This window comes from Streptomyces sp. NPDC005955, from assembly GCF_042871255.1.
GTDB lineage: Bacteria > Actinomycetota > Actinomycetes > Streptomycetales > Streptomycetaceae > Streptomyces.
Genome location: NZ_JBIAIF010000010.1, coordinates 192,127 through 204,727 on the forward strand (window position 1 = coordinate 192,127; position 12,601 = coordinate 204,727).

A 12,601-nucleotide genomic window follows, 5' to 3' on the forward strand; every position below is an offset into this window, starting at 1 on the left:
CTCAGGGGCCGGCCGGGGCTCCCTGCCGGGCCGACCAGTGGAACAACGCCATGGCCACGCTGGTCGCGAGGTTGTAGCTGGAGACCCGCGGGTTCATCGGAAGCGACAGCAAGCGGTCGGCCCGGGCCCGCAACGGGGCGGACAGCCCGCTGCGTTCGGAGCCGAAGGCGAGGACGGCGTCGTCCGGCAGGACGACGCCCCGGATGTCCTCGCCCTCGGCGTCCAGGGCGAACAGGGGCCCCTCGGGCAGGTCGGCGACCTCCTCCACGCGCTCCACTGCGGTGGCGAAGTGGAGCCCGGCGCCACCGCGCACCACCGTGGGGTGCCAGGGGTCCAGGGTGCCCGTGGTGACCACCCCGGTCGCCCCGAAACCCGCGGCGAGCCGGATCACGGCTCCGGCGTTGCCGAGGTTGCGCGGCTGGTCGAGCACGATGACGGGGGTGGTGCGGGGCCGCCGGGCCAGGGCGGCGAGGTTGCGGTCCCGGGCCGGGCGCACCGCCAGCGCGGCCACGCCGGTGGGGTGGAGCCGGGGCACCAGGGCGCGCAGGTCCGCCTCGGGCACCTCCACCAGGAGCGCGTCGAGCGGCGCCACCACGTCGGGCGCCAGTTCGTCCGCGAGGGCGAGCACCGCGGCCCGGTCGGCGGCCAGGGCCAGCGGCACCCGCGCCGCGAAGCGCAGGGCGTGCTTGACGGCGTGGAACCCGTCGAGCAGCACGGCACCGTCGGCGAGCCCCCGCCAGGCGCTCACCGCCCGGTCGGCGTCGCCGGTGTGCTGGGCTCCCGTCGGGTTCATGCCGGTCAGCCTACGTGCGCCCGGGGCACCGCCCGGCGGCCCGGCCCCGGGCGGACGACGACGACCACCGCGGGCCCGCCACGACCACGGCGCCGGCTCCCCCGGCTACCGCGGGCTCCCCACCGGCGGCGCACCGTCCCCGGGCAGGTCCGGGGCCGGGTCCTTGCCGAGGCGCACGGGCCCGTCCCCGCCGACCCCCACGGGCTCCGCCGGTACGGGACGCCCCGACTCCCCGGCCCGCTGCCCCGGCACGGCAACCGGTACGGGGTCGGCTCCGGTTTCGGCTTCGGGCTCGGGCTCGGCACCCGGTGCGTCGTCCCGGCCCCGCGCCCCGGGCGCCTTGCCCCGGCGGAACACCCCGAGCACCCGCTCCCACAGCCGGGTCACCGCGCGGCCGAGCCGCCGCAGGAACGAGGTCGGCAGGAAGACGGCGTCCGCGGCGATCATGGCGAGGGAGAAGAACGGCAGCCCCAGGGTCACCGCGATCACCGAGTGCTCCATGATCATGACCGCGAGCAGGACGTTCTTGACCTTGCGGTTGAACAGCGTGAAGGGGAAGGCGACCTGCACGATGACCGTGCCGTAGGTGACCAGCATGACGAACGTGCCGGACTGCGTCATCAGGTCGGAGAGCGCCGGCCAGGGCGAGAAGTAGTCGAGGTGCAAGGGGTAGTAGACCGCCGTGCCGTCCTGCCAGCGCGAGCCCTGCACCTTGTACCAGCCGGCGGTGGCGTAGATCAGACACGCCTCCGCCATGATCACGAACAGTCCGGCGTTGTGGACGACGTTGGCGAGGACGTCCAGCAGCCGGCGGTTCGGGTTCAGCCGGTCGGGCCCCTTCCGGTCGAAGGCCCACCACAGGGCCAGCCCGAGCCACAGGCCCCAGAAGAAGACCAGCCAGACCCACCCGAGCTCGCCGCTGAACGTGAGGGCGGACAGCGCGACGCCCAGCACCCACCACAGGACCGGACCCACCCGGTCCTCACGGACCCGTTCGCCCCGGGCGAGCGCCGCGGACGACCGCCGCTCGCGACGGGCGTCCAGGGACCACACCTGCCCGCAGCGGGTGAGCACCAGGTAGAGCGCCATCAGATGGATGACGTTGTCCCCGCCGTCCCCTATGAAGACGCTGCGGTTCTGGAGCGACAACACGCCGATCATGAACAGCACGGACATGGTGCGGGTGCGCCAGCCCAGCAGCAGCAACGCACTGGACAGCACGGCGAGCCCGTAGACGAGCTCGAACCAGAGGTCGCCGTCGAACCACATCAGGGCCGTGAACGCACCGTTGTCGGCGGTCCAGTCCCGGGCCATGCTCCAGCTCCACGGCCCGTCGGGTCCGTACAGCTGGTGGCGGTGCGGGAGTTCCCACAGCAGGAACAGCAGCCAGGTGAGCGAGAACCCGATCCGGACGATCGCCGTCTGATGGGGGCCGAGGGCGCTGCCCGTGACCCGGTCGATGCCGCGCGCGAGCGCGCTACCGGTCCCACTCACGGGGTCTCCTCCGTACGGTCGGACCGCGCCCGGGTGTCGCCCGCGGCGTCCAACGGCCTGTCGTCCTCGGTCACCGACCACCACGGCAACTGCCGGTAGCTCGGGTTCAGATCGACGGTCTCACCGCTCCACGACGGTGGTGCGACGTTGGTGGTGGCGGCGCGCACCTGGATCCTTTCGACGGTGCCGCCCCGGCCGTCGCGCTCCTCGTCCTGGAGCCGTTCGAGCCGCATCACGACGATGCGGCGCACGTACTCCCCGGAGAGGGTGCCGCGCAGTCCGTTGGGCTGGTTCTGGGCGTCGTGCGAACCGACGAAGAAGTCCCAGGCGCGGCGCAGTTCGTTCTGCTCGGTGTGGCTGGGCAGCAGGTTGCCCTCGATGGCCTCGCCGTCGAGCGCGGAGAGGTCGATCCAGTCGGTGGTGCGACGCTGACCGTCCTCGCCGCGCACCTGTGCGCGCGCGTGCACGGCCACGTTCTGCTGCAAGGGGTTCGGGGCGAACAGCTTCCAGTTCTGTTCGAACTCGGGGTAGATCCACGCGTCGATGGCGTCGGCGTACTGCTTGCTCATCGTGTTCGACGGCGCGACGTGCAGGAACGACAGCCCGAGGTGCGCGGCGACGGCGAGGGCGGCCAGCGCGAGGGCGAGCGCGGCGGTGAGTTGCTGCCCCAGGGGCAGCCCCGCTATCCCCGCCCGCGACGTCGCGGGCGGGTTCCCGGCAGGTGGTCCGCCGCCCGTCGGCTCCCCGGTGTCCGCCCCGCCCGTGGCCGACGCACCCTCGGCCCGTACGGGCCCGGGCTGCGGGCCGGCCGCCGACGTTCCCGCAGCCGGCAGGCCCCGGACAAGCGGCCACCCGGACGTACCACCTGCGGCCGACGGTTTCCCCCCCGCCCCGTCGCCGACCGACGGCCCGCTGACCGGCTCGCCCGCGGCCTGCCCACGCACGGACGAGGCACTGGCGGGCGACGGGCCCGCAGCCGGCTCGTCCACGGAAGACGGTCCCCGAGCCGACCCGTCCCCGACCGACGGGTTCACCGATAGCGCGTCCACAGCCGACGGACCACCGACCACCGCACCCACAACGGACAGGTCCCCGACCGGCGGACCGGCGGGCGACGGGCCCGCGGCCGGACCGTCCGCGGAAGGCAACTCCCGTGCCGACGGGTCCGCGGCCGACGGGTCCGCGGCCGACGAGCCAACGCCCGCCGCACCCACGACGGACAGATCCCCAGCCAGCGGGCCCTCGGCTGGCGCGTCCCCGACCGACGCATCCCCAGCCGGCGGACCGGCGGGCGAACCGTCCACGGAAGACGGTTCCCGAGCCGGCCCGTCCCCGACCGACGGGTTCACCAGTGGCGCGTCCACAGCCGACGGACCACCGACCACCGCACCCACAACGGACAGGTCCCCGACCGGCGGACCGGCGGGCGACGGGCCCGCGGCCGGACCGTCCGCGGAAGGCAGCTCCCGTGCCGACGGGTCCGCGGCCGGTGCAGCAGCCGCGGGCGGCCCGGCGGACGCATCCGCCCCCCGCGGCTCCGCAGAACCCGGTGGGCCGGCGCCCGGCGACCCCCCAGCGCCCGGTGGGCCCTCAGCCGCCGACGGCCCGGAAGCCGGCGGCGCACCAGCACCGTCACCCCCCGCCGCCCCGGCGCCCCGCACCCCGTTGTCGTACGCGTCCATACCGCCCCGCTCCCCACTCCCTGTCCGACTGCCGCGCCGCCCCGCGCCTCCGCACCGGAACGGTACTCAGGGCCGCCCGCCCGGCACAGCGTCATGGAGTTATCCACAGGGTTGACACCCTACGGGCTGGGTCTCACCATGGATGCAACGGACCGAACGATCGGTCGGCCCAGGAGGGGTAGGCATGACGACAGCAGCGGCACGGCGGACGTCCGGCGGGGAGCCCACGGGCGCCCGGGCCGACGCGGAGCGCACCGCCCTGTTCGAAGCGGCCTTCGACGCCACGGTCGCCGCGGACGAGCGGATCGAGCCGCGGGACTGGATGCCGGACGCCTATCGCGCCACCCTGGTCCGCCAGATCGCCCAGCACGCCCACTCCGAGATCATCGGCATGCAACCGGAGGCGAACTGGATCACGCGCGCCCCCTCCCTGCGCCGCAAGGCGATCCTGATGGCCAAGGTGCAGGACGAGGCCGGCCACGGCCTGTACCTCTACGGCGCGGCGGAAACCCTCGGCGTCCGCCGCGAGGAACTGCTGGACAAGCTCCACTCGGGCCGTCAGAAGTACTCCTCGATCTTCAACTACCCCACCCTGACCTGGGCCGACGTCGGTGCCATCGGCTGGCTCGTGGACGGCGCCGCGATCACCAACCAGGTCCCGCTGTGCCGCTGCTCCTACGGCCCCTACGCCCGGGCGATGGTCCGGGTCTGCAAGGAGGAGTCCTTCCACCAGCGCCAGGGGTACGAATTGCTGCTCGCCCTCAGCCGGGGCACCGGGGCGCAGCACGCGATGGCCCAGGACGCGGTGGACCGCTGGTGGTGGCCGTCGCTGATGATGTTCGGCCCGCCGGACGACGAGTCGACGCACTCGGCGCAGTCCATGGCGTGGAAGATCAAGCGCCACTCCAACGACGAGCTGCGCCAGCGCTTCGTGGACATCTGCGTGCCCCAGGCCGAGTCGCTGGGCCTGACGCTCCCCGACCCCGACCTGCGGTGGAACGAGGAGCGGGGCCGGCACGACTACGGCGCGATCGACTGGCAGGAGTTCCGCGAGGTCCTGAAGGGCAACGGCCCCTGCAACGAGGAGCGGATCACCCGGCGCCGCCGGGCCCACGAGGAGGGCGCCTGGGTCAGGGAAGCGGCGGCGGCCCACGCCCACAAGCGGCGCACCGGCGCGGACGGAAGGGCGACGGCATGAACGACCCGACGGACGACCCGACGGACGACCCGACGGACTGGCCCCTGTGGGAGGTCTTCGTACGGTCCCGGCGCGGGCTGTCCCACACCCACGCCGGCAGCCTGCACGCCCCGGACGCGGAGCTGGCCCTGCGCAACGCGCGCGACCTCTACACCCGGCGCGGCGAAGGGGTCTCCCTCTGGGTGGTGCCCTCCACCGCGATCACCGCGTCCTCCCCGGACGAGAAGGACCCGTTCTTCGAACCCTCGGCCGACAAGCCCTACCGGCACCCGACCTTCTACGAGATCCCGGAAGGGGTGCAGCACCTGTGACGCCCCCCGCCCCGAACGCCCCGGCCACGCCGGCCACCCCCGGCAGCGCCACGGCACCGACCGCCACGGACGCGGCACCGGACGCCACGGACACCGCACCGGACGCCACCGCGCTGGCCCTGGGTGACGACGCCCTGGTCCTCTCCCACCGTCTCGGCGAATGGGCCGGCAACGCCCCCGTGCTGGAGGAGGAGGTGGCCCTCGCGAACATCGCCCTGGACCTCCTCGGTCAGGCCCGGGTCCTGCTGTCGACGGTCGGCGACGAGGACGAGTTGGCGTACCTGCGCGAGGAACGGGCGTTCCGCAACCTCCAGTTGGTCGAGCAGCCGAACGGCGACTTCGCCCACACCGTCGTGCGGCAGCTGTACTTCTCGACGTACCAACGGCTGCTCTACGCCGGGCTGGCCGACGGGTCGACGCAGTTCGCACCGCTGGCGGCGAAAGCCGTGAAGGAGGTGGCCTACCACCAGGACCACGCCGAGCAGTGGACCCTGCGCCTGGGCGACGGCACCGAGGAGAGCCACCACCGCATGCGGCGGGCGACCACCGCACTGTGGCGGTACACCGGGGAGATGTTCGAGCCGCTGGCCGGTCTCGACCTCGACCGGGCCGCGCTGCGCACCGCCTGGCGGGAATCGGTGGGCGCCACCCTGCGCGCGGCCACGCTCGACCTGCCCGAAGGCCCGTCCTCGGGCGCCTGGAGCGCGGGCGGCGGACGGCAGGGAGTGCACACCGAACCCTTCGGACGGATGCTGGCCGAGATGCAGCACCTGCACCGCAGCCACCCGGGGGCGTCGTGGTGAGGGCGGCCGGCGGCGCCCGGAGCCCCGCGGCCGGTGCGGACACCGCACTGGAGGAACGGCTGCGGCTCGTCGCCGGCGCGGTGCCCGACCCCGAACTGCCCGTGCTCACCCTCACCGAGCTGGGCGTCCTGCGCGCGGTGCGGCTGCTCGGCCCGGGGCGCGTCGAGGTCGACCTCACCCCCACGTACACCGGCTGCCCCGCCGTGGAAGCGATGGCCGCCGACATCGAACGGGCCCTGCACGCACACGGCGTCCCCGAGGTCACCGTCCGGTCCGTGCTGGCCCCCGCCTGGAGCACCGACGACATCACCGACGAGGGCCGCCGCAAGCTCGCCGCGTTCGGCATCGCCCCACCGCGCACCGGCCCCGCCGCGGGCCCCGTGGCGGTACCGCTGGGCCCCACCCGCACGACGTCCGCGCACCCGCGCACCGACCCGACCGACCTCGCGCCCGTGGCCTGCCCCCGCTGCGGCTCCACCGACACCGAACTGCTCAGCCGGTTCTCGTCCACCGCGTGCAAGGCGTTGCGCCGCTGCCGTGCCTGCGCGGAACCCTTCGACCACTTCAAGGAACTGTGATGGCCCGCTTCCACCCGCTCCGGGTCGCCGCGGTCGACCGGCTCACCGACGACTCGGTGGCCCTCACCCTCGCCGTTCCCCGGGAGCTGCGCACCGCCTACCGGCACGCCCCCGGTCAACACCTGGCACTGCGCCGCGTCGTCAACGGCACCGAGGTGCGCCGTACGTACTCCATCTGCTCGCCGGCCCCCGGTCCGACGGGCCCGCGGACGCTACGGGTGGGCGTGCGCCTGGTCGACGGCGGCGCCTTCTCGACGTACGCGCTGGAGGAGGTCGCGGTCGGCGACGAGGTGGAGGCGATGACCCCGGCGGGCCGCTTCACCCTGGAGCCCGCCCCCGGGCAGTACGCGGCGGTCGTCGCCGGCAGCGGCATCACCCCGGTGCTGTCCATCGCCCACACGCTGCTCGCCCGGGAACCCGAGGCCCGGTTCTGTCTGCTGCGGGGCGACCGCACGACCGCGTCGACGATGTTCCTGGACGAGGTGGCGGACCTCAAGGACCGCTACCCGGACCGGTTCCAGCTGGTGACGGCGCTGTCCCGGGAGGAACGGCGCAGCGGGCTCCCCGTCGGCCGGCTCGACCGCGAGCGGCTGACCGCGCTGCTGCCCGCGCTGCTCCCGGTGGAACGGGTGGCGGGCTGGTTCCTGTGCGGGCCGCTGGGGCTGGTGGAGGGCGCCGAGCGGGCGCTGCGCGACCTCGGGGTGGAACGGTCGCGCATCCACGAGGAGGTGTTCCACGTGGACGCCGCCCCGCCACCGCCCGCCACCGCACCGCCCGCGCACAGCAAGGTCACCGCGCACCTGGACGGGCGGGCCGGGAGCTGGCCGGCCCGCGGGGGCGAGACGCTGCTCGACACGGTCCTGCGCAACCGCCCCGACGCCCCCTACGCCTGCAAGGGCGGGGTGTGCGGCACCTGCCGGGCGTTCCTGGTCTCCGGCGAGGTCACTATGGACCGCAACTTCGCGCTGGAGCCGGAGGAGACGGGCGCCGGGTTCGTCCTGGCCTGCCAGTCCCGTCCGGTGACGGAGGAAGTGGAGCTGGACTTCGACCGCTGAGCCGTCTGAGCCGCCCGAGCCGTCCGAGCGCTCCGAGCGCTCCGAGCCCGACGGACGGGAGGCCGGCGGAGTCAGACCACGGTGCCCGGCTGGCCCTGCGGGGTGACCACGGGGCGCCCCACGGCCTCCCAGAACTGCATGCCGCCCTCGACGTTCACCGCGTCCAGTCCCTGGTTCACCAGGTACGCCGTGACCTGGGCCGAGCGTCCGCCCGACCGACAGATGACGTGCACCCGGCCGTCCTGCGGGGCGGCATCGGTCAGCTCCCCGTAGCGGGCGACGAACTCGCTCATCGGGATGTGTAGGGCTCCGTGCGCGTGCCCCGCCTCCCACTCGTCGGCCTCGCGGACGTCCAGCAGGAAGTCACCGTCCGCGAGGTCGGGGACACCGACCGTGGGCACACCAGATCCGAAATGCATGCCTCCGACGCTACCCGACCCGCCCTCCCCGGCCGACCGTCGGCTCGGTCCGGACACCCGGACCGGCACTCGACCCGGTTCAGTCCCGAGGCTCGGCCGGCGGCTCCGGCACGGCGTGGGAACCCTGGTGGGGCTGGGTCCGGGACCGGTGCTTGGGCAGGTCCGCGGGGTCCACGCCGGGGACCGGGATCGTCCGTTCCGAGATGGCCGCCGCATCGAGTCCGCGCTCGGCGAGCTGGGCCACCAGCTCCGCCAGTTCGGCCTCCCGCTGGCTGACCTGGGCGAGCAGTTGCTCGGCGATCTCGTCCAACAGGCCGTCCGGGTCGTCGGGGGCCATCCGCAGCATCGAGCCGATCGCGCCGTCCTCCAGCTCGCCGGCGACGACGGTCAGCAGTTCCTTGCGCTGGGACAGCCACTCCAGCCGGGCGTACAGCTCCTCGCTCCGGGTCGGCTGCCACTCGGCCGGCACGGGGCCCGCCGCCCACTCCTCGGCCAGCTCCCGCAGCAGGGCCTCGTCGCCCCGGGAGTAGGCCGTGTTGACCCGGGTGATGAACTCCTCGCGCCGCTCGCGTTCGGGCTCGTCCTGGGCGAGGTCGGGGTGCGCCTTGCGGGCCAGTTCCCGGAACAGCTTCCGGGCCCCCTCACTGGGCCGGACCCGGTCCGGCGGCCGCACCGGCTGCTCGGTGAGCATCGCCTCCGCCTCCGGGGACAGTCCGTCCCCGGACAGCCAACCCTGGAACAGTTCCTCCACGGCGGGCATCGGCATCACCCGGGCCCACGCCTCGTCCGCGAGGCGACGGTCCTCGGCCGCACCGCTGAGGGTGGCCCGCGCCTCGGCGATCCGCGCGTCCAGTTCGTCGAGCCGCGTGTACATCGGGCCCAGCTTCTGGTGGTGCAGCCGGGAGAAGTTGTCGACCTCGATGCGGAACGTCTCGACCGCGATCTCGTACTCGATCAACGCCTGCTCGGCGACCCGCACGGCACGTTCCAGCCGCGCCTCGGGACGCGCGGCGACGGGCTCGGCAGGACCACCGGGCCCGGTAGGCTCGGTGGGCTCAGGGGCCTCGACAGGCTCAGCGCCCTCGGCTTCGGGACTCGTCACCCGACCACCCTAGGCCACCGGCCGCACCGCACGACCGCCCTCGTCGCATCTCCCCGCCGGGCCCCCGCCCGGGCCCGGCGGGGGGCCGGCGAGGACCGTCGGGTCACACGCCCGTCTCGGCGGCGATCCTGCCGCCGCGCACCGCCTTCACCAGCACCGCGTGGTCCGCCTCCGTACGGTCCGCGTAGGCGACCGCGAAGGCGGCCACCGCCGCGTCGAACTCGTCGTTCTTGCCGCAGTAGCCGGCCAGCACCCGGGGGTCGGCGCTGTGCGCATGGGCCCGGGCCAGCAGGGCGCCCGTCATGCGGCCGTAGTCGTCCAACTGGTCCGGGGCGAGGGCCGCCGGGTCGACGCTGCCCTTGCGGTTGCGGAACTGGCGCACCTGGTAGGGGCGTTCGTCCACGGTGGTCCAGCCGAGGAGCATGTCGCTGACCACCTGCATGCGCTTCTGCCCCAGCACCACCCGGCGGCCCTCGTGCCCGGCGGGCGGCGCGGCGAACCCGGCGGTCACCAGGTGCGGGAGGAGCGCGGAGGGCCGGGCCTCCTTGACCTGGAGGACCAGCGGCTCCCCCCGGTGGTCCAGCAGCAGCACCACGTACGAGCGGGTGCCGACGCTGCCGGTGCCGACGACCCGGAACGCCACGTCCTGGATGCTGTACCGGGCGAGCAGCGGCACCCGGTCCTCGGCGACGGTGTCCACGTACTGCGCGAGGGAGGCCGCGACGGCCGCGGCCTCCGCGTCCGGGACCCGGCGCAGCACCGGCGGGGCGTCGACGAACTGCCGGCCGCCGCCGAGCACGGCTTCCGTCGCCTTCGCGGCGAACCGGCCGCTGGTGTTGTTGCGGGCCTTCTCGCCGACCTTGCGCAGGGTGCCGGCGAGGTCCTGGGCGTCGGCGTGGGAGACGAGTTCCTCGTCGGCGATGGCGTTCCAGGCGTCCAGTGCCGGGAGCCTCGCCAGCAGCCGCATCGTCCGCCGGTAGGCGCCGACCGCGTCGAAGGCGGCCCGCCGGCAGGTGTCGTCCTTGGCGCCCGTCTCCCGGCCGGCCAGGACGAGGGAGGTGGCGAGCCGCTTGAGGTCCCACTCCCAGGGGCCGTGCACCGTCTCGTCGAAGTCGTTGAGGTCGATGACGAGTTCACCGCGGGCGTCCCCGTACAGACCGAAGTTCGCCGCGTGCGCGTCGCCGCAGAGTTGGGCGCCGACCCCGGTCGTGGGGGTGCGCGCGAGGTCGTACGCCATCAGCCCGGCGGCTCCGCGCAGGAACGCGAACGGGCTCGCGGCCATCCTGCCGACCCGGATCGGGGTCAGCTCCGCCAGTCGGCCCCGGCTGGACTCCTCGACCGCGGCGACCGCGTCGGGACGCCCGGCGGCGAGCTCCAGACGGGCGTGCGCACTGCGGGGGACCCGGGTGCGCAGCGCCTTGCCGGCGTCCTTCACACAGGGGTGCGGCGCGTCCTGCCCGGCGGGACCGTCCGCGCCGGGGAACCCGTCGGCGAACCCCCGCACCCTCGGCAGCCGCACGGACCGCGGCACGCCCGGCGCGGCCCGGGCGACGAGCGCGCCGTCCACCGCGAACCGCGGACCCGCACCCACCCCCGTACCCGTCCCGTCGACGTCGACCCCGGGCACCGCGCCCGCCCCGGACCGCACTCCCACCAGATCCTCGGCCACTGCGTCCCCCTCCTGAACCGCTTCGCACCGGCGTGCGCCGGTGCACGCCGGTGGGCCGAAACGGTACCCCTCCCGCGCGCGGCTCAGCGCTGGTCTTCGGGCACGATCTGCTCCCGACACGCCTTGGCCTTCTCGGGCAGGTAGGTCTCGGCCCAGAGCCCGAGCGCGGAGAGCGCGGGTTTGAGGGCGGCTCCCGACTCCGTCAGCCGGTATGCCACGCGCAGCGGGGGGCCCTCCACGACCTCCCGCAGGACGAGGCCCTCGCCGGCCAGTTCGCTGAGCCGGTCCGACAGCATCCGTTCGCTGATCCCGGGGATCGCGCGGCGCAGTTCGGAGAAGTGGACGGGGCCGTCCAGGAGCACGGCGATGATCAGGCCGGTCCAGCGCTTCCCGAGCAGGCCGAACACCCGGGTCATCCCGCCGTCCACCGTGGCGCACGTTCCGGGGTCGTGGCGCACGGCCGGTCCGGCGCCCCCGTCCGTGTCGCGGGGTGTCGCCGCGGGACGGACGGAGACGTCCGTCCCGCCCGTCACGTCCGTCGCCACGTCCATTGCGTTGCTCTCCGGGGCCGCCATGCGCTCCAGGGTACTGCCCGCCACCCCAGGGGATGAAAAAAAGTAAGTAGCTGTGTTACTAATAGCTGCGAAAGGAAGAGCAGTCCTCAGCACCCCCGTGCGGCATCCGGCGCCGTGTGCCCACGGGCACCCGCGGGCTGCCCGTCACCCGATTTGGAGACCTGAATGGCCACCCTCCTGCACCTGGATTCGTCCCTCTTCCCGTCCGCGGGATCGACCTCGCGCACCGTGACCGGCGCCTTCCGCGAGGCCTGGGAGGCGCAGCACCCGAACAGCTCGGTCGTCTACCGCGACCTGGCCGCGACCCCCGTGCCGCACCTCGACGGGATCGCCGCCTCCGCCGGGTTCGCCGACCCGTCGACGCACTCCGCCGAGCAGGTCACCGCGTTCGCCAGCCGGATCGCCCTGGTGGAGGAGCTGGAGGCCGCGGACGCCGTGCTGATCGGCGCCCCCATGTACAACTTCTCGATCCCCTCGACCCTCAAGGCGTGGCTCGACCAGGTGATCCTCCCGGGACGCACCGCGGGCCCCGAGTCGACGCTGAAGGGCAAGCACGTCACGGTCGTCGCCAGCCGCGGCGGCTCGTACGCCCCGGGCACCCCCCGGGAGCCCTTCGAGTACGTGCAGAACTACCTGGGCGCCGTGCTGACCGAGATGCTCTCGCTGGAGGTCGACTTCATCGTCCCGGAGCTGACGCTGGCCCGTTCCAACCCGGCCATGTCCGAGCTGATCCCGCTCGCCGACGCCTCCCGCGAGCGGGCGCTGGAGGAGGCGGACCTCAAGGCGAAGTCCCTCGCCGACCGGCTCGTCACGTCCGCCGCGTGACGCGCTGACGGTCCGGGGGCTCCGGTGCGCTGACGCCCGGGAAGCAGAACGCCGGTGGGGTACGGAGCGGTCGCTCCGTACCCCACCGGCGTTTCCT

Annotated in this window: 12 protein-coding genes and 1 pseudogene; 6 read left to right on the plus strand and 7 right to left on the minus strand. The window is 74.2% G+C overall.

The annotated features are described in order from the left end of the window. Position 1 precedes the first annotated feature (1 nt). The 3 genes from ACFYOU_RS23665 to ACFYOU_RS23675 form a co-directional block, all read right to left on the minus strand. Positions 2 to 793, minus strand: a complete 792-nt coding sequence (locus ACFYOU_RS23665) for a TrmH family RNA methyltransferase (protein ID WP_391308241.1) — start codon at positions 791 to 793, stop codon at positions 2 to 4. A 105-nt stretch (positions 794 to 898) separates the two neighbouring features. Further along, entirely contained in the window at positions 899 to 2,287 is a 1,389-nt protein-coding gene (locus tag ACFYOU_RS23670; RefSeq protein WP_391308243.1) for an HTTM domain-containing protein, read from the minus strand. Further along, on the minus strand, positions 2,284 to 3,276 hold the full coding sequence (locus ACFYOU_RS23675) for a DUF5819 family protein (protein ID WP_391308245.1): 993 nt from the start codon (positions 3,274 to 3,276) through the stop codon (positions 2,284 to 2,286). The genes ACFYOU_RS23670 and ACFYOU_RS23675 overlap by 4 nt, the downstream gene beginning before the upstream one ends. A gap of 877 nt (positions 3,277 to 4,153) precedes the next feature. Here ACFYOU_RS23675 and paaA point away from each other — a divergent pair. The 5 genes from paaA to ACFYOU_RS23700 are packed head-to-tail and all read left to right on the plus strand — an operon-like array spanning position 4,154 to position 7,914. Beyond that, complete coding sequence (paaA, locus tag ACFYOU_RS23680) at positions 4,154 to 5,167, plus strand: 1,2-phenylacetyl-CoA epoxidase subunit PaaA (protein ID WP_391308246.1); 1,014 nt, start codon at positions 4,154 to 4,156, stop codon at positions 5,165 to 5,167. Further along, positions 5,164 to 5,478, plus strand: coding sequence for a 1,2-phenylacetyl-CoA epoxidase subunit PaaB (paaB, locus tag ACFYOU_RS23685; protein ID WP_391308248.1), 315 nt, complete (start codon positions 5,164 to 5,166; stop codon positions 5,476 to 5,478). Before paaA ends, paaB begins: the two co-directional genes overlap by 4 nt. Then, positions 5,475 to 6,281 carry a 1,2-phenylacetyl-CoA epoxidase subunit PaaC gene (gene paaC / locus ACFYOU_RS23690; protein ID WP_391308250.1) on the plus strand — a complete coding sequence of 269 codons (807 nt, stop codon included), beginning with the start codon at positions 5,475 to 5,477 and terminating at the stop codon, positions 6,279 to 6,281. Before paaB ends, paaC begins: the two co-directional genes overlap by 4 nt. Further along, positions 6,275 to 6,859: a 1,2-phenylacetyl-CoA epoxidase subunit PaaD gene (gene paaD, locus ACFYOU_RS23695; protein ID WP_391308252.1), complete on the plus strand. Its 585-nt coding sequence runs from the start codon at positions 6,275 to 6,277 to the stop codon at positions 6,857 to 6,859. Before paaC ends, paaD begins: the two co-directional genes overlap by 7 nt. Further along, entirely contained in the window at positions 6,859 to 7,914 is a 1,056-nt protein-coding gene (locus ACFYOU_RS23700; RefSeq protein ID WP_391308254.1) for a 2Fe-2S iron-sulfur cluster-binding protein, read from the plus strand. The genes paaD and ACFYOU_RS23700 overlap by 1 nt, the downstream gene beginning before the upstream one ends. 71 nt (positions 7,915 to 7,985) lie before the next feature. Here the strand turns inward: ACFYOU_RS23700 and ACFYOU_RS23705 are convergent, their stop codons facing one another. The 4 genes and pseudogenes from ACFYOU_RS23705 to ACFYOU_RS23720 form a co-directional block, all read right to left on the minus strand. Further along, positions 7,986 to 8,315, minus strand: coding sequence for a rhodanese-like domain-containing protein (locus ACFYOU_RS23705; RefSeq protein WP_391308362.1), 330 nt, complete (start codon positions 8,313 to 8,315; stop codon positions 7,986 to 7,988). A 253-nt stretch (positions 8,316 to 8,568) separates the two neighbouring features. Continuing rightward, a pseudogene (locus ACFYOU_RS23710) lies at positions 8,569 to 9,435 on the minus strand (hypothetical protein); the annotation flags it as partial. 103 nt (positions 9,436 to 9,538) lie between these two features. Further along, the gene (locus tag ACFYOU_RS23715; RefSeq protein WP_391308364.1) at positions 9,539 to 11,002 is read right to left on the minus strand and encodes a DUF2252 family protein; all 1,464 of its coding nucleotides are present in this window, start codon (positions 11,000 to 11,002) and stop codon (positions 9,539 to 9,541) included. Between the two features lie 185 nt (positions 11,003 to 11,187). Next, positions 11,188 to 11,520 (minus strand): winged helix-turn-helix transcriptional regulator, encoded by a 333-nt coding sequence (locus ACFYOU_RS23720; RefSeq protein ID WP_389764155.1) that lies wholly within the window; start codon positions 11,518 to 11,520, stop codon positions 11,188 to 11,190. A 324-nt stretch (positions 11,521 to 11,844) separates the two neighbouring features. On the opposite strand from ACFYOU_RS23720, the gene ACFYOU_RS23725 reads away from it, so the two are divergent. Beyond that, a complete protein-coding gene (locus ACFYOU_RS23725) occupies positions 11,845 to 12,504 on the plus strand; it encodes an NAD(P)H-dependent oxidoreductase (protein WP_391308256.1) in 660 nt (219 codons plus the stop codon). Positions 12,505 to 12,601: the final 97 nt, after the last annotated feature.

Coding starts and splice junctions, on each gene's coding strand:
- ACFYOU_RS23665 (WP_391308241.1), bottom strand. CDS start 793: ATGAACCCGACGGGAGCCCAGCACACCGGCGACGCCGACCGGGCGGTG.
- ACFYOU_RS23725 (WP_391308256.1), top strand. CDS start 11,845: ATGGCCACCCTCCTGCACCTGGATTCGTCCCTCTTCCCGTCCGCGGGA.
- paaB (WP_391308248.1), top strand. CDS start 5,164: ATGAACGACCCGACGGACGACCCGACGGACGACCCGACGGACTGGCCC.
- paaA (WP_391308246.1), top strand. CDS start 4,154: ATGACGACAGCAGCGGCACGGCGGACGTCCGGCGGGGAGCCCACGGGC.
- ACFYOU_RS23700 (WP_391308254.1), top strand. CDS start 6,859: ATGGCCCGCTTCCACCCGCTCCGGGTCGCCGCGGTCGACCGGCTCACC.
- ACFYOU_RS23720 (WP_389764155.1), bottom strand. CDS start 11,520: ATGACCCGGGTGTTCGGCCTGCTCGGGAAGCGCTGGACCGGCCTGATC.